The organism is Sphingomonas rhamnosi (assembly GCF_036663615.1).
Lineage (GTDB): Bacteria > Pseudomonadota > Alphaproteobacteria > Sphingomonadales > Sphingomonadaceae > Sphingomonas.
In genome coordinates this window covers 130,869-150,121 of sequence record NZ_JAXOJJ010000003.1, presented here as the reverse complement: position 1 = coordinate 150,121, position 19,253 = coordinate 130,869, and the positions used below count along the sequence as shown (strand labels likewise).

Annotated in this window: 17 protein-coding genes; 6 read left to right on the top strand and 11 right to left on the bottom strand. The window is 67.5% G+C overall.

The annotated features are described in order from the left end of the window. Window positions 1–22: 22 nt before the first annotated feature. The 4 genes from U1701_RS08220 to U1701_RS08205 all read left to right on the top strand — a co-directional run bounded on the left by U1701_RS08220 (window position 23) and on the right by U1701_RS08205 (window position 3,931). Window positions 23–1,378 carry a M48 family metalloprotease gene (locus tag U1701_RS08220; protein ID WP_332782070.1) on the top strand — a complete coding sequence of 452 codons (1,356 nt, stop codon included), beginning with the start codon at window positions 23–25 and terminating at the stop codon, window positions 1,376–1,378. Then, window positions 1,375–2,094 (top strand): DsbA family protein, encoded by a 720-nt coding sequence (locus tag U1701_RS08215; RefSeq protein WP_332782069.1) that lies wholly within the window; start codon window positions 1,375–1,377, stop codon window positions 2,092–2,094. The genes U1701_RS08220 and U1701_RS08215 overlap by 4 nt, the downstream gene beginning before the upstream one ends. A 149-nt stretch (window positions 2,095–2,243) precedes the next feature. After that, the gene (locus U1701_RS08210; RefSeq protein ID WP_332782068.1) at window positions 2,244–3,173 is read left to right on the top strand and encodes an ABC transporter ATP-binding protein; all 930 of its coding nucleotides are present in this window, start codon (window positions 2,244–2,246) and stop codon (window positions 3,171–3,173) included. Next, entirely contained in the window at window positions 3,170–3,931 is a 762-nt protein-coding gene (locus U1701_RS08205; protein WP_332782067.1) for an ABC transporter permease, read from the top strand. Before U1701_RS08210 ends, U1701_RS08205 begins: the two co-directional genes overlap by 4 nt. Here U1701_RS08205 and U1701_RS08200 read toward each other — a convergent pair. The 4 genes from U1701_RS08200 to U1701_RS08185 form a co-directional block, all read right to left on the bottom strand. Then, window positions 3,843–4,451, bottom strand: a complete 609-nt coding sequence (locus U1701_RS08200; protein WP_332782066.1) for a CPBP family intramembrane glutamic endopeptidase — start codon at window positions 4,449–4,451, stop codon at window positions 3,843–3,845. The genes U1701_RS08205 and U1701_RS08200 overlap by 89 nt on opposite strands. 309 nt (window positions 4,452–4,760) lie before the next feature. Then, window positions 4,761–5,735 carry a class II fructose-bisphosphatase gene (gene glpX / locus U1701_RS08195; RefSeq protein ID WP_332782065.1) on the bottom strand — a complete coding sequence of 325 codons (975 nt, stop codon included), beginning with the start codon at window positions 5,733–5,735 and terminating at the stop codon, window positions 4,761–4,763. A 33-nt stretch (window positions 5,736–5,768) separates the two neighbouring features. Further along, window positions 5,769–6,590 (bottom strand): 2,3,4,5-tetrahydropyridine-2,6-dicarboxylate N-succinyltransferase, encoded by an 822-nt coding sequence (gene dapD / locus U1701_RS08190; RefSeq protein WP_332782064.1) that lies wholly within the window; start codon window positions 6,588–6,590, stop codon window positions 5,769–5,771. Continuing rightward, window positions 6,587–7,255, bottom strand: a complete 669-nt coding sequence (locus tag U1701_RS08185; RefSeq protein WP_332782063.1) for a pyrimidine 5'-nucleotidase — start codon at window positions 7,253–7,255, stop codon at window positions 6,587–6,589. The genes dapD and U1701_RS08185 overlap by 4 nt, the downstream gene beginning before the upstream one ends. A 130-nt stretch (window positions 7,256–7,385) precedes the next feature. On the opposite strand from U1701_RS08185, the gene U1701_RS08180 reads away from it, so the two are divergent. Further along, window positions 7,386–8,384 carry an LLM class flavin-dependent oxidoreductase gene (locus tag U1701_RS08180; protein WP_332782062.1) on the top strand — a complete coding sequence of 333 codons (999 nt, stop codon included), beginning with the start codon at window positions 7,386–7,388 and terminating at the stop codon, window positions 8,382–8,384. 121 nt (window positions 8,385–8,505) lie between these two features. On the opposite strand, the gene U1701_RS08175 is transcribed toward U1701_RS08180, so the two are convergent. The 3 genes from U1701_RS08175 to U1701_RS08165 all read right to left on the bottom strand — a co-directional run bounded on the left by U1701_RS08175 (window position 8,506) and on the right by U1701_RS08165 (window position 11,042). After that, window positions 8,506–9,813 (bottom strand): sensor histidine kinase, encoded by a 1,308-nt coding sequence (locus U1701_RS08175; RefSeq protein ID WP_332782330.1) that lies wholly within the window; start codon window positions 9,811–9,813, stop codon window positions 8,506–8,508. Window positions 9,814–10,046: 233 nt separating this feature from the next. After that, a complete protein-coding gene (locus U1701_RS08170) occupies window positions 10,047–10,712 on the bottom strand; it encodes a response regulator transcription factor (protein ID WP_031393490.1) in 666 nt (221 codons plus the stop codon). Window positions 10,713–10,733: 21 nt separating this feature from the next. After that, window positions 10,734–11,042 carry a hypothetical protein gene (locus tag U1701_RS08165; RefSeq protein WP_443026014.1) on the bottom strand — a complete coding sequence of 103 codons (309 nt, stop codon included), beginning with the start codon at window positions 11,040–11,042 and terminating at the stop codon, window positions 10,734–10,736. 108 nt (window positions 11,043–11,150) lie between these two features. Between U1701_RS08165 and U1701_RS08160 the strand changes: the two genes are divergently transcribed. Next, window positions 11,151–12,926 (top strand): ABC-F family ATP-binding cassette domain-containing protein, encoded by a 1,776-nt coding sequence (locus U1701_RS08160; RefSeq protein ID WP_332782061.1) that lies wholly within the window; start codon window positions 11,151–11,153, stop codon window positions 12,924–12,926. A gap of 93 nt (window positions 12,927–13,019) precedes the next feature. On the opposite strand, the gene U1701_RS08155 is transcribed toward U1701_RS08160, so the two are convergent. The 4 genes from U1701_RS08155 to prsK are packed head-to-tail and all read right to left on the bottom strand — an operon-like array spanning window position 13,020 to window position 19,253. After that, window positions 13,020–13,823, bottom strand: coding sequence for a DUF815 domain-containing protein (locus U1701_RS08155; protein WP_332782060.1), 804 nt, complete (start codon window positions 13,821–13,823; stop codon window positions 13,020–13,022). A 54-nt stretch (window positions 13,824–13,877) separates the two neighbouring features. Continuing rightward, on the bottom strand, window positions 13,878–15,875 hold the full coding sequence (locus U1701_RS08150) for a tetratricopeptide repeat protein (protein ID WP_332782059.1): 1,998 nt from the start codon (window positions 15,873–15,875) through the stop codon (window positions 13,878–13,880). Then, on the bottom strand, window positions 15,868–17,220 hold the full coding sequence (gene prsR, locus U1701_RS08145; protein WP_332782058.1) for a PEP-CTERM-box response regulator transcription factor: 1,353 nt from the start codon (window positions 17,218–17,220) through the stop codon (window positions 15,868–15,870). Before prsR ends, U1701_RS08150 begins: the two co-directional genes overlap by 8 nt. After that, complete coding sequence (gene prsK, locus U1701_RS08140) at window positions 17,217–19,253, bottom strand: XrtA/PEP-CTERM system histidine kinase PrsK (protein WP_332782057.1); 2,037 nt, start codon at window positions 19,251–19,253, stop codon at window positions 17,217–17,219. The genes prsR and prsK overlap by 4 nt, the downstream gene beginning before the upstream one ends.

The window sequence follows — 19,253 nt, the reverse complement described above, 5'->3', positions numbered from 1 at the left end:
GGAAAGGGCGATAACGCGTGCCATGAAGCGTATCATTGCCGCCGCCACTGCCGCGCTCCTGCTATGGGTGCAGCCCGCGCACGCGCAGTCGATCCTGCGCGATGCCGAGACCGAAGCGATGTTCGCCGAGATGTCCAATCCGCTGATCAAGGCAGCAGGCCTGTCGCCCCGCGACGTGAAAGTGGTGCTGATCAACGATGATTCGATCAACGCGTTCGTCGTTGGGGGCCAGACCGTTTACGTCCATTCGGGGCTCATTCAGGCGGCGGACAACGCCAACGAGGTTCAGGGCGTGATCGCGCACGAACTCGGCCATATCGCCGACGGGCACGTCGTGCTCGCCGACCGTGGCACCAAGCCGGCGATGGGCATGTACCTGCTGAGCATGGTTCTGGGCTTGGCCGCGATGGCGGCGGGCAGCGGTGAGGCCGGCGCCGGGATCATGGCCGCGGGACAACAGGCGGCGATGGGCAATTACCTGGCGTTCAGCCGCGTCCAGGAATCGACCGCCGACGCCACTGCCGCCAAGTTCCTGCGTGCATCGAACGTCTCGGGTCGCGGCATGCTGAGCTTCTTCAAGAAGCTGCAGCAGCAGGAGTATCGCTTCGGTACCGCGAACATCGACCCGTTCATGCAGAGCCACCCACTGTCGGGGGAACGCGTCGCGACGCTGAGCGCGGACCTGCAGGCATCGCCCGCCTGGGGCAACAAACCCGACGCAGCTCTGGAAGAGCGGTTCAAGCGGGTGAAGGCGAAGCTGGCGGGCTATGTCCAGCCGGCGCCGCGGACGCTGCAGCAATATCCGCTGTCGGACCAGTCGATCTACGCACATTACGCGCGCGCCTATGCCTATCACAAATCGGGTTACCCGCAGAAAGCGGACGCCGAATCCGAAGCGCTGATCCGCGCCGAGCCGACCGATCCCTATTTCCTCGAAATCCAGGGCCAGATTCTGCTCGAGGCCGGCAAGCCCGCCGCCGCGCTGGCGCCGCTGCGCGCCGCGACGGAAGGATCGCGCAACAACCCACTGATCGCGACGACCTTCGGCCATGCGCTGATCGCGACCGAGGACAAGGCGAACTACCCTGAAGCGACGCGCGTGCTGCGCACCGCGGTGGGGCGCGACGACGAGAACCCGTTCGCATGGATGCAGCTGGGCACGGTATACGAGCTGACCGGCGATACCGCCCGCGCCAGCCTGGCCACCGCCGAGCGTGCGAGCATGTCGGGCGACATGCGGACCGCGTCGGCGAGCGGACAATATGCGCTGGCCAACCTACCGCCCAACACCCCCGACTGGATTCGCGCACAGGACATCGTGATGGCCGCGCAGAACGTGATGGACGACAACCCCAAGCAGTATAAGCGGCGCAAATGAGCAAATGGACATTGCCGGCCATCGCGGTCGCCGGCGCCGCGATCGGCGGACTCGCGGTTTGGGGCTATGACCGCCAGGCGGCCCCCGACGGCATGGCGCGCGCGCAGGTCGAGACCATCGTCCACGACTATGTGCTCGCGCACCCCGAGATCCTACCGGAGGCGATGCAGCGGCTGCAGGATCGCGAATCGGGCAAGGTGGTCGCCGCTAACCGGCCGGCGATCGCGACTCCGTTCGGCAACGCCTGGGCGGGAAACCCCCAGGGCGATGTCACGCTGGTCGAGTATTTCGACTATAATTGCGGCTATTGCCGCGCCAGCCTGCCGACCATCGCCAAGCTGATCGCTGCCGACCCGAATCTGCGCGTGGTGTTCCGCGAGCTGCCGATTCTGAGCCCGCAGAGCCGCACCGCGGCGCGCGCTAGCCTCGCGGCCGCCTCGCAGGGCAAGTTCGGCGCGTTCCACGACGCGCTCTATGCCGCGGGCCCGGTGAGCGACGCGACGATCGCGGCCGCGAGCGCGAAGGCGGGGGTCAACACAGCGGGCGCCGCGGCTTTTGCCGGGACCGCGGATGCGGAGATCAGCAAGAACATGGAGACCGCGGCGAAGCTCGGCGTGACGGGTACCCCCGCCTGGGTCGTCGGCGACCGTATGCTGTCCGGCGCGATGCCGATCGAGGAGCTGCAAAAGGCGGTCGCTGCGGCACGGGCGGGGTAATGGGATCCCAACCACCCCGTTCTCCCGCGAAGGCGGGGGTCCAGGGTTACGAACGCCAGCGCCTGTGACATCTGGCCCCCCGCTTTCGCGGGGGAACGGGTGTATTTGCGTCTCGCGCTTCCTACTTCCCTCCCGCAAAGGGGCCATCCATGACCGAAACCATCCTGTCCGTCGCGGGCGTCACCAAGACGTACAAGAGCGGGACGACCGCGCTGCATCCCGTCGATCTGGACATCAAGCGCGGCGAGATCTTCGCGCTGCTCGGGCCCAACGGCGCGGGCAAGTCGACGCTGATCAACATCATCTGCGGGATCGTCACGCCGTCCGCCGGTACCATCACGGTCGCCGGCCACGACGCGATCCGCGATTTCAAACGCGCGCGCAGCCGCATCGGGCTGGTCCCGCAGGAATTGCACGTCGACATGTTCGAGACCGTGCTGGCGACCGTCACCTTCAGCCGGCGGCTGTTCGGGCGGTCGGGGCACAGCGCCTATATCGAACAGGTGCTGCGCGACCTGTCGCTATGGGACAAGCGCGATGCCAAGATCATGGCGCTGTCGGGCGGGATGAAACGCCGCGTGCTGATCGCCAAGGCGCTGGCGCACGAGCCCGACATCCTGTTCCTCGACGAACCCACCGCAGGCGTCGATGTCGCGCTGCGCCGCGACATGTGGAAGCTGGTCCACCGCCTGCGCGAGGGCGGCACGACGATCATCCTGACCACGCACTACATCGAGGAAGCCGAGGACATGGCGGACCGCGTCGGCGTGATCAACGGCGGCAGGCTGCTGCTGGTTGACGACAAGGCGTCGCTGATGAAGAAGCTCGGCAAGCGCGAGATGGACATTTCGCTGCAGGACCCGCTCGTCGTGATACCGGAAGAACTGGCCGACTGGGACCTCTCTTTGCAGGATGACGGCAAGCGGTTGCGCTATGTGTTCGACGCGCAGGCCGACCATACCGGGATTCCGTCGCTGCTGCGCAAACTCAACGAGCTGGGGGTGGGCTTCAAGGACTTGGAGACCAGCAAGTCGAGCCTCGAGGACATTTTCGTCGATCTGGTGAGGGAACGCGCATGAACACGCACGGCATCTGGGCGATCTACCGCTTCGAAATGGCGCGCGCGCTGCGCACCCTGTGGCAGAGCCTGGTCACGCCGGTGCTGACCACCAGCCTGTATTTCATCGTCTTCGGCGGCGCGATCGGCAGCCGGATGCAGCAGGTCGGCGGGGTGGGCTATGGCAGCTTCATCGTGCCCGGGCTGATCATGCTCTCGCTGTTGACGCAAAGCATCAGCAACGCGTCGATCGGGATCTACTTCCCCAAATTCACCGGGACGATCTACGAACTCTTGTCGGCGCCGATCTCGGCGATGGAGATGGTGATCGGCTATGTCGGCGCGGCGACCACCAAGTCGGTGATCCTCGGCCTGATCATCCTCGCTACCGCGGCGTTCTTCGTACCGCTGCGGATCGAGCATCCGTTCGCGATGGTCGCGTTCCTGATCCTCACCGCGGTCGCATTCAGCCTGTTCGGCTTCATCATCGGCGTCTGGGCCAATGGGTTCGAACAGCTGAACTTCGTTCCCGCGCTGCTGATCACGCCACTCACGTTCCTGGGCGGCGCCTTCTATTCGATCGACATGCTGCCCGAGCCGTGGCGCACTGTCAGCCTGTTCAATCCGGTCGTCTATCTCGTGAGCGGGTTCCGCTGGAGCTTCTTCGGCGTCGGCGACGTCGCGGTCGGGGTCAGCCTGGCGGTGACGGCGGCGTTCCTCGCGCTATGCCTGGTGGTGATCGCGGTGATCTTCCGGACCGGCTGGCGGATGAAGAACTGATCAGCGGACGCAGCACGAGACCGTTGAGGTCGAGCAGCGCGTGGAGCAGCATGACCAGCCACAAGGCGCCGGTCATCAGATAGACCGCGGTCATCGTCAGCCCGACGATCGTCGTCGCGACGACGCCCTTCCAGCCCTGGTATAGATGCATCGCGCCGAACAGCAGCGCGGCAAGTGTGAAGGCAAGTATGGCGCTGCCGGTGACCAGCGCAGTCAGCAGGGGCAGGTAAAGCCGGAAGGCCAGTTCCTCGGTCACGCCGGCGGCGATCGACAGCGCGGCAGCGTGACCGATCTCGGCGCGGTTGCGGGGCAGCAGGGTACCGACATCGCCGAGCGGCCGGGCCGCGCGCCCTCGCCGGTTGCCGATGGCGGCAAGGATGCCGACGACGAGCCCGCCGACCGCCGCACCGCCGATCATGCCGTATATGAAGGCGCTGGGGCCGCCGTCGAAACTGGGGAGCAGCGCCCGGGCGGCGGCGAATTCGGGCGGCAGCGTGGTCAGCGCGTCGACGCGGTTCATCACGGCCAGGCCGACCAGCGCCGGCAGCGCGAAGGCGAGCGCGGCCTTGGCGATCCACAGCCGGTAGCGGCGTTGGCGCGATACGGTGTCCGAGAGCGCCTTGAAGCGGCGATATGCGCCGAGATCGCCCTTCAGGAACCAAACGACGGCGGCGAGTGCGATCAGGAGGAGGACCGTGGGCAGGATCCGTCTAAATCCTCTTCGTCAAGCCGGACGAGTTCCGGCATCCACGGTGCCGCGCATCCGCCAGTGGTTGGTTAGCACCGTGGTGGACCCCGAACCAAGTCCGGGATGACGGAGGGCACCGCCTCACCCGATGCGGTGCTCGCCCTTGACCCAGCGGACCGTACCCGACGAGGCGCGCATGACGACGCTCTCCGTGGTCATGATCTTGCCGCCCTTGCGCTTGACGCCGGCGAGCAGCGAGCCGTCGGTCACGCCCGTCGCGGCGAAAATGCAGTCGCCCTTGGCGAGCTCGGACAGGTCGTACTGCTTGTCGAGATCGGTGACGCCCCATTTCGCCGCACGCGCGCGTTCGTCGTCGTTGCGGAACAGCAGGCGCCCCTTGAACTGGCCACCGACGCAGCGCAGCGCGGCGCAGGCGAGGACGCCTTCAGGCGCGCCGCCGGAGCCCATATAGACGTCGATCGTGGTATCGGGATTGGTCGTCGCGATCACGCCGGCGACATCGCCGTCGCCGATCAGCATCACGCCGCAGCCGAGCGACCGCAGCTCGGCGATCAGCGCCTCGTGACGGGGTCGATCGAGCACGCAGACGATGATGTCGCGCGCCGCAACGCCCTTCGCCGCGGCGATCGCGGTGATGTTCTCGGTCGGTGTCTTGTCGAGGTCGATGATGCCCTCGGGATAGCCCGGGCCAACCGCGATCTTGTCCATATAGACGTCCGGGGCATTGAGCAGGCCGCCCTCGTCGGCGATCGCAAGCACGGCGAGGCTGTTGGGACCCGCGGTGGCGCAGATCGTGGTGCCCTCAAGCGGATCGAGCGCGATGTCGATCTTCGGGCCCTTGCCGATCGCCGAGCCGACCTTCTCGCCGATATACAGCATCGGCGCCTCGTCGCGCTCGCCCTCGCCGATCACCACGGTGCCGTCCATGTAGAGTTCGTTGAGTGCGGTGCGCATCGCGTCGACCGCAGCGGCATCGGCGGCCTTTTCGTCGCCGCGCCCGACCAGGGTCGATGCGGCGATCGCGGCGGCTTCGGTCACGCGGACCATCTCGAGGACAAGGACGCGGTCGAGAACCTGGCTTGGAGCTGCGGTCATGATGATCCCTTTGGCAGAAATGAGGTGGCGCGATCAGTCGCGCAGGAGGTCGTTGATGCTGGTCTTGGACCGGGTCTGCGCGTCGACGCGCTTGACGATCACCGCGCAGTAGAGCGCGGGCGTGCCGTCTCCGCCACCGATCGAGCCGGGGACGACGACCGCATAAGGCGGAACTTCGCCGCGGAAAACGTCGCCGGTCGCGCGGTCGATGATCTTGGTCGAGGCGCCGAGATAGACGCCCATCGAGAGTACCGCCCCTTCGCCGACCCGGACGCCTTCGGCGACTTCGGCGCGCGCACCGATGAACGCGCCGTCGCCGATGATCACGGGGTCGGCCTGGAGCGGTTCGAGCACGCCGCCGATGCCGGCACCGCCCGAAATGTGCACGCCCGCACCGATCTGCGCACACGAGCCGACGGTGGCCCAGGCGTCGATCATCGAGCCCTCGCCGACATAGGCGCCGATGTTGACGAAGCTGGGCATCAGGATCGCGCCCTTAGCGATGAAGCTGCCGCGACGCGCGACCGCGCCGGGGACGACGCGGATACCGGCGGCGCGGAACTCCGCCACGCCCCAGCCGGTGAATTTGGACGGAACCTTGTCGAATGCGGGCGCGCCGGCCGACCCGCCGTCGATCAGCACATTATCGTTGAGGCGGAACGAGAGGAGCACGGCCTTTTTAAGCCACTGGTTGACCTGCCATCCGCCATCAACCGGTTCGGCGACGCGTGCGGTGCCGGCGTCGAGCATGCCGAGCGCGGTGTCGACGGCGTCGCGGACTTCGCCCCTCGTCTCGAAGCCGAGAGCCGCGCGGTCTTCCCAGGCCTGATCGATGGTGGTCTGCAGATCGGTCATGATTGCTCCAGAATGGTTTCAAGCCACGGCGTCAGCGCGGGCACGGTGAAATCGATATGGTCGCGGGCGACATCGGTCGGCGCCTGTTCGGAGCCATTTTCGACCCATACCGTGGTCATGCCGATCGCCTTGGCGGGCGCAAGATTACGCGACATGTCGTCGACGAACAGCGATTCCTTGGGGTCGATGCCGTGCGCGTCGCAGAAGCCGGCATAGGCGGAGGCGTGCGGCTTGGGGATCAGGCCCATCGCATGGATGTCGTGGATCGCCTCGAAACTGGCGCCGAGCCCGAGCCGATCGAGGATCCGCGTCGCATACGGCGTATCGCCATTGGTGAAGACGAGCTTGCGACCCGGCAGCTTCGCGATCGCCGCGACGAGCGGCGCGTCATGTTCGAGAACGTCCATCTCGATGTCGTGGACATGGTCGAGGAAGGCATGTGGATCGATGTCATGTTCGGTCATCAACCCTGACAGCGTCGTGCCATGGCCGTGGAAATACCCCTTTTGCACGCGGTGCGCTTCGTCCCGGTCGACGCCCAGCAGGTCCTGGATGAACCCGGTCATTCGCGCATCGACCTGATCGAACAGGTTCGCCGACGCCGGGTACAGCGTGTTGTCGAGATCGAAGATCCAGTTGCGGATCGAGGTAAGGCGCCCGAGCATCATGCAGGCTCTAGGCACCGCGGGGAGTGCGGGCAAGACGTCGGCCCTCGGCGGAACCGACAATCCCACCTTTGGCCGCACCAAGGCAAACACGGTTTGTAACCCGCGCGCTCCTCCCCATCTCCTTCTCATGACCCAATATTCCTTGCTCGATCTCGTCCCCGTCGTCGAAGGCGGCACCGTGTCCCAATCGCTGGCCAATGCCGCCGATCTCGCGCGCCATGCCGAAAGCCTGGGCTTCACGCGCTATTGGGTGGCCGAGCATCACGGCATGACCGGAATCGCGTCGGCGGCGACCGCGGTCGTGATCGGGCATATCGCCGCGGCGACGAACAGCATTCGCGTCGGATCTGGCGGGATCATGCTGCCCAACCATGCGCCGCTGGTGATCGCCGAACAGTTCGGCACGCTCGACGCGCTGTTCCCCGGGCGGATCGACCTGGGGTTGGGCCGCGCGCCGGGATCGGACCAGCGAGTCGCGCGGGCGATGCGCCGGACGCTGGAGACCGATGCCAACGCCTTCCCGCAGGACGTGCTCGAATTGCAGAGCTATTTCGCCAATGACGGCCAGACCGGGATCGTGGCGACGCCGGGAGCGGGCGCCAACATCGACATGTGGATTCTGGGGTCGAGCACGTTCGGCGCACAGCTGGCTGCGGCGTTCGGCCTCCCTTACGCCTTCGCTTCGCATTTTGCGCCGGATTCGCTGGATGCCGCGCTCGCGATCTATCGCCGCGATTTCAAACCGTCGGCACGGTTGGCGAAGCCGCATGTCATGGCGGGGCTCAACATCTTTGCGGCGGATACCGACGAAGAGGCGGAGCTGCTCGCGAGTTCGCAGCAACAGTCGTTCGTCGCGCTGCGCACCGGCAACCCGCGGCAGATGCCACCCCCGGTGCCGGGCTACCGCGCGTCGCTAGGCGCACAAGGCGCGGCGATCCTCGATCACGTGCTGCAATGTTCGGCAGTCGGTGGCCCCGCCAAGGTGGCGCGCGAGATCGCGGCGTTCGTGGCGCGGACCGGGGTGGACGAGGTGATGGTCGCGAGTGCGATATACGATCATGACGCGCGCAAGCGGAGCCTGGCGATCACCGCGGACGTGATGGGCGAGTTGAAGCTGGCGGCCTGAAATCTTCCCCTGCAAGGGGGAGGTGGCATCGCGTAGCGATTGACGGAGGGGTGTCGCCCTCGCCGTGGCGGGACGCCCCTCCACGATCCTCTGATGGTCCCCCTCCCCTTGCAGGGTAGGATTAGTTGGCGGCCGGAAGTCTCAGCCGGACCAGCAGGCCGCCCAGATCTTCGCTTTCCTCCAGGCTCACTGTACCTTCGTAGATTTCCGCCACGTCGCGGACGATCGCCAGTCCCAGGCCTGTCCCCGGCTTGCCCGTATCGAGCCGCACGCCGCGGTCGAAGATGCGGACGCGTTGTTCCTCCGGAATGCCGATGCCGTCGTCCTCGACCAGAAACTCGACGAACCCGGCCTGCGCGCCAACGGTTACGAACACGCTGCCGCCGCCATATTTCGCGGCGTTCTCGATCAGATTGCCGAGCATCTCGTCGAGATCCTGGCGTTCGACATGGACCTGCAGCCCGCGCGGACCGGTGACGTCGATGCGGATGTGGCGATAAAGCCGGCCGACCGCGCGTTCGACCGATTCGAGGCTGGGCCAGACATCGGCGCGGCTGTGCGCGGAGCCGCGCCGCCCGACGGCGCGGGCACGTGCGAGGTGGTGGTCGACCTGGCGGCGCATCGTCCGCGCCTCGCGAATCACGGTCTCGCCGAGATCGTCGGCCTGCGCGGTCGCCGCATTCATGATCACCGTCAGCGGGGTCTTCAGCGCGTGGGCGAGATTGCCGGCGTGACGGCGCGCTTCCTCGGCCTGGCGTTCGTTATGCTCGATCAGCGCGTTCAGTTCCTCGACCATCGGCGCGACCTCGACCGGCATCGCGCTCGATACGCGGGTCGACTGGCCGGCGCGCATCCGGGCGATCTCCTCGCGAACGCGGCGCAAAGGCCACAGTCCGTAGAAGGTCTGCAGCGCGGCCAGCAGCAGCAACCCCACCGCGAGCAGCGCGAAGCTGCGCACCAGCGTTCGCCGCAGCACGGTGATCTGCGCATCGAGCCCGTCGCGGCTCTGTGCGACCTGAAACCGCCAATGGACCGGCGATCCCGGCAGCATCACGTCGCGTTCGACGACGCGGAGCTTCTCGTCGGGGAATTGCGCACTGTCGTAGATGTGCAGGTCGCGGTCGTTGTGTGCACCGCCATGCGCCAGCCGCCGATCCCAAAGCGAACGCGACGGAAAATCCTCGCGGCCCTTGCCCGAAACCTGCCAGTAGAGGCCGGAACCCGGCTCGACGAACCGCTGGTCGGCTGCCTCGCGGGTGAAGATCACCTCGCCCTCGGGCCCGATCTCGGACGAATTGAGCAGCGAGCGCAGCACATAGACCAGCTGGTCGTCGAAATTGCGTGTCACAGCGGACGCGAGCACCCGGTCGAGCGCGAACCCGCCGCCGGCGAGCAGGACGAAGATCCACACCGCCGCGATCAGGATCATGCGGCGCGACAGCGACCCCTTGGTCGCCGCCGGGGTGCGGATGACCGCGTCGGCTAGGGGAGTGGCGTCCAACTGCGTTACCTTTCGTATCGGGACGCTGGCCCCTAATCCACCCCGGTGAAGGCCGGAGCCCAATTGGGAAGGCGGAGGTAACCGTGGATCGTCCTTCGTTACCTCCGTCCCCAACTGGGCCCCGGCCTTCGCCGGGGTGGCAAACAGTGGCCCAGCCGTCCTTACGCGTCGGGATCTTCGAGGCTGTAGCCAAGCCCCCGGATCGTGGTGATGACATCCTGCCCGAGTTTCTTGCGGATACGCGTCACGAACACTTCGATGGTGTTCGAATCGCGATCGAAATCCTGGTCGTAGATGTGCTCGATCAGCTCGGTGCGGCTGACGACCTTGCCCTTGTGGTGGAGCAGGTAGCTGAGCAGCTTATATTCCTGCGCGGTGAGTTTCACCGGCTCGCCGGCGCGCGTGACCTTGCCGCTGCGCGTGTCGAGGCGGATGTCGCCGGCGGTGAGCTCGGACGACGCATTGCCGCTCGCGCGACGGATAAGCGCGCGCAGGCGAGCGATCAGTTCCTCGCTCTGGAAGGGCTTGGCGACATAATCGTCGGCGCCCGCATCGAGCCCGGCGACCTTGTCGGACCAGCTGTCACGCGCGGTGAGGACGAGAACGGGCATCACCTTGCCCTCCTTGCGCCAGCGGTCGAGCACTGTGAGCCCGTCGATCTCGGGCAGGCCGAGGTCGAGCACGACCGCGTCGTAATTCTCCGTGGAGCCCAGGAAATGACCCTCTTCACCGTCGACCGCGAGATCGATCGCATAGCCTGCGCCTTCGAGCGTATTCTTCAGCTGTGCGCCGAGATTCGGCTCGTCCTCTACGATCAGAACGCGCATGATAATCCTCTCGCTTGAACTTTAGCGGCCGGTGCGGCCGACGATCTGGCCCGAGCGGCCGTCGACGTCGACCCAGATCACATTTCCATCGCGCAGGAATTTGAGCGTGTAAATGGCACTGCCCGAATCATAGTCGAAGCCGATATATTGCGCGCCCTTCATCGTCGGCACGACGCGCGCCTCGATCTCGCGCAGCGATAGCGCACGACCCTGACGCCGCGCCTCGAACGCCGACATCTGGTCGCCGCGGCGCTGGTCGGACTCGGCCGCCAACACCGGTGCGGCGGCCATCATGGCAACGAGGGTCGCAAGCGGGAAGAACATCGTCATCCGGGTGGCATAGCGTTGCGGCATTGAACAGCCTGTGAATGGCCGGCGCCGTCCGCAAATGGCGCAGTGTAACTTGCCTGCATCACTGGTGCGCCCTACCTGCGCCGCATGGCAGCACCTATCCTCGCATTCGAAGACCTTGGCCTCGTACAGGGCTCGGGGTGGCTATTCCGCAATCTCGACATCCATATCGGACCCCGCGACCGCCTTGCTCTGATCGGCCGCAACGGAGCGGGCAAGACGACCTTGCTGAAGCTGCTCGGCGGGTCGATCGAGGGTGACGAGGGGCGGCGGACGATCGTGCCGGGCACGCGCGTCGTCGTGCTGGAACAGGAGCCCGACCTGCGCGGCTTCGCGACGCTTGCCGATTACGTCATGGCGGGCGACGATGCGCCGCTCTCCTATGAAGCGGATGCGATCGCTGATCAGCTCGGCATCGACCTGACCCGCGAGGCGGCGTCGGCTTCGGGGGGCGAGCGGCGGCGGGCCGCGATCGTCCGCGCGCTGGCGCAGGATCCCGACGTGCTGCTGCTCGACGAGCCGACCAACCATCTGGACATCGGTGCGATCGAATGGATCGAGGATTGGCTGAAGCGGTTCCGCGGCGCGTTCGTGGTGATTTCCCATGACCGTACCTTCCTGACGCGGCTGACCAAGCAGACCTTGTGGCTCGACCGCGGCGCGATCCGGCGGGCGGAGATCGGCTTTGGCGGGTTCGAGGCATGGACCGAGCAGGTTTATGCCGACGAGCAGCGCAACGCCGAGAAGCTCGACGCGCGACTGAAGCTGGAGGAGCATTGGTTGCTGCGCGGCGTCACCGGGCGGCGCAAGCGCAACCAGGGGCGGCTGACGAAGCTGCACGAGATGCGCGCCGAACGCGCGTCGATGCTGGGGCCACAGGGCTCGGCGAACCTCGTCACCGGCACCGACGATGCGCGCTCGAAGGTGGTGATCGACGCGAAGGGCGTGTCGAAGGGTTATGGCCCGCGCACGATCATCGACGACCTGACGCTGCGCGTGACGCGCGGCGACCGCATCGGCATCGTCGGACGCAACGGGGCGGGCAAGTCGACGCTGCTAAAGTTACTGACTGGCGAGATCGAACCGGATTCGGGATCGATCAAACTCGCCAAGACGATGGACGCGGTGGTGATCGACCAGCAGCGCAGCCTGATGGCGCCGGAGAAGACGGTGCGCGAAGTCGTCGCAGACGGCGGCGACTGGATCGACGTGCTGGGTGTGCGGAAACACATCCACGGCTATCTGAAGGACTTCCTGTTCGACCCGAACATGGTCGACGCCAAGATCGGCTCGCTGTCGGGTGGCGAACGCTCGCGGTTGCTGCTGGCGCGCGAGTTTGCCCGGAAATCGAACCTGCTGGTGCTGGACGAGCCGACCAACGACCTCGATCTCGAGACGCTCGACCTGTTGCAGGAGGTGATCGGCGATTACGACGGCACCGTCCTGATCGTCAGCCACGACCGCGACTTCCTCGACCGGACGGTGACGATCACGCTGGGGCTCGACGGGTCGGGGACGGTCGACGTGGTCGCGGGCGGCTATGAGGATTGGGAGAAGCGCCGCAAACCGCAGACCAGCGGCAAGCGCGCCTCGACAAAGGTCGCGCCGACCGCGCCCGCCGCGCCGAAGGTCAAGCTGACCTACAAGGATCAGCGCGATTACGACCAGCTGCCCGCGCGGATTGAGGCGCTGGACGCGCAGATTCTGCGAGACGAGGCGGCGTTGGCGAAGCCGGACCTGTACACGCGCGATCATGCGACGTTCGCGAAGCTGACCAAGGCGATCGAGGTGGCGCGGGCGGAGAAGGACGCGGCCGAGGTGCGCTGGATGGAGCTGGCCGAGATGGTCGAGGGGCTCGCCTGACCGCATTCCGTCACCCCGGCCTCGAGCCGGGGTCCCGCTTCTTCCTGCTGCTGAAATAGCGGGACCCTGGGTCGAGCCCGGGGTGACGGAAAACTAGAGCGCCCGGCCTGCCCGCCCGGCCAAGTCGACCACATATTGCCACGCCACCCGGCCCGATCGGCTGCCGCGCCGCGTGGCCCAGTTGATCGCCTCCGCGGGATCGAACGCCAGGTCATGCGCCTTGGCATAGGCAGCGACGATTGCGACATACCCGTCCTGATCCAGCGCGTGGAAGCCGAGGCTCAATCCGAACCGGTCCGCCAGCGCGAGGTGATCATCCGCGGAGTCGCGCGGGTTGATCGCACTGTCCTGCTCGGCGATGTCGCGCGGCTGCAAATGACGGCGGTTGGCGGTGACGAGCAGGCGGACGTTCGCCGGACGGGGTTCGGCGCCGCCCTCCAGCATCGAGCGCAACGTCCGCGCATCGGCAGGGGCGTCGATGCCGAGATCGTCGACGAACAGCGCAAACGCGCGGGGCACGCCGGCCAGCTGCGTGAAGAGCGCCGTAAGATGATCAAGATCGAGCACTTCGATCAGCGCCAGATCAGCACTCTCCGCTTGGAGGGCGGCCACCGCGCTTTTGACGAGCGCGGACTTGCCCGTGCCGCGCGCGCCCCACAGCAGCACGTCCTGCGCGGCGTGGCCGCCAGCGAGGTGACGCAGATTGGCGAGCAGTGTCGATTTCTGGCGGTCGATGCCGAGCAATATATCGAGCGGCAGCGGCGCGAAGGCGCGCGCTGGGAGCAGCACCCCGGCGCGCCAGAGATAGGCAGGGTGCGCGCACGGGTCCGCAGGCGGCGGCGGCGGCGGCGACAGGCGTTCGAGCGCGGCGGCGATGCGATCCAGCGGGTCGGTCATGCCCGGCTCATGGCGGGGGTCAGTCGGTCGGGCAAGCCAAAGTCATCGCGGTCGTCAGGATGACTGGAGCTGACGCAGGTGGTCGGCAATAGCGGGGTCGGCGGGGGCGAGTTTGGTGGCCTTGGCCAGCAGTTGCCGTGCGCCTGCGAGGTCGCCGCTGTTGGCAAGCGCAGTGCCGTAGGCGTCGACGGCGGCTGCGTTCATCGGGACCAGGGCATAGGCCGCCTTGGCGTAGCGGAGACCGACGTCGGCATCGCCATCACCCGCATAGGCCTGTGACAGATCGGTCAGCACGCCGGCGTCGCGGTTGCCGATGCGGCGACGGACACCCTCTAGCGTCTCGATGGCGGCATTCCAATCGCCCGCTACGACCTGGAGGTGGCCGAGCATGCGCTGGCCGGTCAGGCTCTGCGGGTTCTGCGACAGATACAGCGCCAGCGCAGCCGATGCGTCGCGCGCGCGACCCGTGCGGCCGAGTGCGTCGACAAGGCGGAGCATTGTTGATTCGTCGAACGTGAGGTCGGCGGCGCGTGCGTAGGCGGTAGCGGCTTCGGGATAGCGGTTGGCCAGCGCCAGCGCGTCGCCCAGCGCGAGCTGCGCGGCGGGCGCGCCAGGGCTAGCGGCAACGAGCGCACGCCCGCGGGCAATCGCGCCTGCGCTGTCGCCCATGCCGATCAGTCCGCGGATCACCCCGATCGCATAGGTCGGGTCATCCGCCGCGTCGTTGGCGTCGGCCTGGAGCGTGCCGACCATGTCGGTGGTCGCGAAGGCGAGGCTCCCGCCCCCTGTCCCCGTCGCCGCGCGATCCAGCATTTGCGCCGCCCCGCTGCCGTCCCCGACCACGGCCAACCCGCGCGCGACGAGGCCCAACGCATAGCGATCGGCGTCAGGACGCAGGCCGATCGGGCGCAACGTTTCCAACGCGACGCGTGCGTCGCCCGACCGTAGCAGCGCGGCACCAAGCAGGCGGCGCGCGGTAACGTTCATCGGCTGCACCGCGACCAGCTGGCGCCAGGCGGCGGCGGCCTGTTCGAACTTGCCGTCGCCATAATCGAGCGCGCCACTGAGCAGCAAGGCACCCGGCAGGCCGTCGATCGCACGGCCGGCAAGCTGGAGCAACGCGCGCGAGAGACCGGTGTTGCCGGCCCGCGCGGCGAGGACCGCCTGCAGATACAGCGCCTGCGGACTACCCGGTTTCGCCTGCTGCGCGCGGCGCGTCGCGGCTAACATCTCGACGTTGCGGCCGGCCTCGCCGAGCGTCGAGGCGTACTGGATCAGCGCGGGATGGTAATAGGCGTCGCGCGCGAGCGCCTGTTCGAACCAGGGCAGCGATGCAATCAGCCCGTAGCGGCTGCGCAGCACCTCCCCCTGCAGCGTCAGCGCGGCAGGTTCGCCCGGGGCCAGCGCCACGGCGCGCGCGGCGGCCAGGGTCGCGCCGCCGATATCGCCCATATCGAAGCGGATCCGGCCGAGATCGGTCCATGCCGCGGCGTCGCGAGGGTTGGCGTCGAGTAGTAACGCCAACGTCGCCTGCGCCGCGGCGGTATCGCCCTGCACCGCGAGCGCGCGGGCGCGGATGCGGGTCGCGTAGCCGGCATAGCGTGGCGGTGCCTTTGCCGCTTCTTCGATCGCGCCGTTGGGGTCTCCCTGGAGCAGCCGGGCTTGCGCCTGAAGCTGGTGGAGGCGCGCGGCGGGAAGCCCGGCATCGCGTGCGCGCGTCAATTCGGCTTCGGCGGCGAGGCCGTCACCAAGTTCCAGATAGGCCCGTGCCAGCACAGCATGCGGCATCGGGCGTTTGGGATCCGCGGCAATCGTGGCCTGCGCGTTGGTGCGCGCGGCGCTGTAGTTGCCAGCCCCCAGCGTCACCAGGCTGTCGACCAGCGAACGGCGCGCATCGGGCGGCGCCTGGCGGTTGGCGAGCGCATAGCCGCCTGCGACGATACCCAGGCACAGCACCAGGATCGCCACGACGCGGCCGCGACTGCCGACCGTGAGACGCGGCAATCGGCGTTTGCGGCGCGGGCGGAGCAATGGATAGGTGGCGCTAGGCATGGAGATCGTAGCTCTTCAGGAGGTCGTACAGCGTCGGTCGGCTGATGCCGAGAAGACGCGAGGCACTGGAGATATTGCCGTCGGCGCGCGCGAGCGCATGGCGGATCGCCTTGCGATCGGCGACTTCGCGGACCGCGCGCAGGTTGAGTGCGATGCCGTCCGCCGCGGTGCCGTCGATGTCGAGATCGGCTGCCGTAACGAGCTTTCCGTCCGCCATGATCACCGCGCGCTTGATGCGGTTTTCGAGCTCGCGGACGTTGCCGGGCCAGGGCCAGGCGTCGACCGCGGCGCGCGCATCGGGCGCCAAACCGGTGACGCCGGGGTTCATGGATTTCGCATATTTGGTCACGAAATGGCGCGCGAGCAAAGCGGCGTCGCCGGTGCGTTCGGATAGCGCGGGAATGCGCACGACGATCTCGGCGAGGCGGTAATAGAGATCCTCGCGGAAGCGGCCGTCGGCGACCATCGCATCGACATTCTGGTGCGTGGCGCAGACGATGCGGGTGTCGACGGGAATCGCCTTGCGCCCGCCGATGCGCTCGATCACGCGTTCCTGCAGGAAGCGTAGGAGCTTCACCTGGAGCGCGAGCGGCACGTCACCGATTTCGTCGAGGAACAGCGTGCCGCCGGCAGCCTGTTCGATCTTGCCTTCAGTGGTCTTTACGGCACCCGTGAACGCGCCCTTTTCGTGCCCGAACAGTTCGGATTCGAGCAACGTCTCGGGGATTGCGGCGCAGTTAATCGCGACGAACGCGCCTTTCCGTCGCGGCGACGCGTCGTGGAGGCCGCGCGCGAGCAGTTCCTTGCCGGTGCCGCTGGCGCCGAGCAGCATCACCGACACGTCGGCCGGCGCAACGCGCTCGAGCGTGCGGGTGACCAGCGCCATTTCGGGTGACGCGGTGATCAGCCCGCCGAACCCGGCCGCGCCGACGCGTGCGGCGAGCCGGCGGTTCTCGGCTTCGAGCGCATGGACGTGGAACGCACGTGCGACGATCAGCCCGAGCGCGTCGATGTCGATCGGTTTGGCGTAAAAGTCCCAGGCGCCGTCGGCGATCGCCTGCCGCGCGCTTTCGCGTGCGCCGTGGCCCGAGGCGACGATGACTTTGGTGTCGGGTTTCATCGACAGGATGTCGCGCAGGGTCGCGAAGCCTTCGGTAACGCCGTCCGGATCGGGCGGGAGGCCGAGATCCAGCGTGACGACCGCGGGTTCGTGCGCGCGGATCGCGTCGAGCGCCTGCGCGCGGTCGCTGGCGACGACGATCTCATAGCCCTCGTACGCCCAGCGCAACTGGCGTTGCAGCCCAGCGTCGTCCTCGACGATCAGCAGCACCGGCTTGTCGCTCATGCCGCGGCCTCCATCGTGTCGGCGGCGGGCAGCGTGATGCGGAAGCACGTTCCCTCGCCTTCGCGGCTGTCGACCGTGAGCGTACCGCCCATGGCGCCGACCAGTTGCCGCGCCTCGAACGCGCCGATGCCGAACCCGCCCGGTTTGGTCGACACGAACGGACGGAACAGCTGATCGCGGACGAAGGCGGGGGGCATCCCGCAGCCGTGGTCGACGACGTCGATCGTGACTTGCCCATCGCGGGTTTTGACGACGATGGCGATCACCGCATCGGGTTTGCTGGCCTCAATGCCGTTCTGGACGAGGTGGCCGAGCACCTGTTCGAGGCGCGTTGCATGGCCGCGGGCGAGCGCTGGCACCGCCGTGACGACGATGCCATGCTGCGCGCGGCGGCTTTTGGCGACGCGCGCGACCAGAGCGGCGACGTCGACCGGCTGCAGCGGCTCGTCGCGCGCACCGTTGTGCTGCGACAGGCGCGCGAGAAGCGTGGTCATGCGATCAGAGGAGTCCTTGAGGGTGGCGACCATGTCGGCGCGGAAATCGGGGTTGTCGGCGTGGCGCTCGGCATTGCGTGCGACCAGGGTGAGCTGGCTGACGAGGTTCTTCACGTCGTGCAAAATGAACGCGAAGCGGCGGTTGAACTCATCGAACCGCGCGGCGTCGGCGAGCGCGCTGTGCGCGCGATCCTCGGCGAGATAGCTCGCGGCCTGGCGCCCGGCGACGCGGAGCAGGTCGAAATCCTCCCAATCGAGAGCGCGATCGACCGGCGGGCGACCAAGCACGATCGCGCCAGTCAGGCTGCCGCCGTGCACCAGCGGAACGAGTGCCCAGGCGTCGGCGCAATCGCGCAGCCACGCGGGGACGCTAGCGACCTCGTCCGCGGGCGCCTGACCGGCACGGACGCGATCGAGTTCGACGATCCGGGCGCCATCGGCGAGATGCCGGGCCAGCGCATCGTCACGCTCGTTTGGCGCGTCGGCCCAGTTCCATGCGGCGCCTAGGCCCAGCCCGTCGCCATCGGGGACGAGCAACAGCCCGCCAGGTGAATCGGTGAGGTCGGCGACCGCCTTAACGATGCGCTGGGCAAGCGGGTCGGCGCCCTCACCCGGCGTGCCGAGCGTGGCCGTGAAGCGCTGCCACTCCGCGCGATAATCGTAGCGATGGCGGAACAGGTGCTTGGCGAGCTTCACCTTGGTCCAAGCGCGCAGCCACGGCGTCGACGACAGCGTGATCAGAGCGGTCGTCGCGCCGAAGACGATCGCCGTCTGGACGATCCGCGCATAGGCACCCGCATAGCTGCCCGCCAGACTGGTCGCGAGCGCGGTGATCCCGGCATAGAGGATCAGCACCACCGTCGACAACGCGCGCACGGCGATCGGCCGCGATACGGACAGCGTCCAGTCGCCGCTGCGATGGACCGCGATCACCAGGATCAGCCCGACGCCCGCCATCGCGAAACCGCGGACGGCAATCAGCGCCTGCGGCCAGATCGCCTGCATATATCCGGTCGTGAAGACCAGAAGATCGGTTCCCCACAGCGCGGCAAGCGCCATCACGACAAGGCGAATCCCACCGCGTTTCGACGGAGCGGCCTGGTGCAGATGGTGGACGAGGACCAGCGCGCTGACCGACGCCATCATGCGGAAGACGAGCCCCGCCGCCTCGATCGCGCGATGCGCGTCGACGTCGACATTCACGAGTCCGACGATCGCCAGCAGCGCGCTCGCCGCCGCGACACCGCCGACGACCAGGTAGACCGCGCCGATCGCGGCGTTGCCGGCGCGATCGCGGCGGACCAGCGCCAGCATGAAGGCAAGCCAGGCGATGTTGCGCGCGCTTTCGGCGATCCGCGTACTGACGTCGCGCGGATCGATCCCCGCCACTGCCAGCGCCCAGAGCGCGGTCAGCACCAGCGCGGTGACGAACGCGCGATGTGGCCAAACCCCGCGCGGCCGCCGCAACTGCGCGACCGCCAACGCGGCGAACACGAACGCGGCGAAGGCGTGGCCCCAGAGGATGAGTGCGGCGCTCAC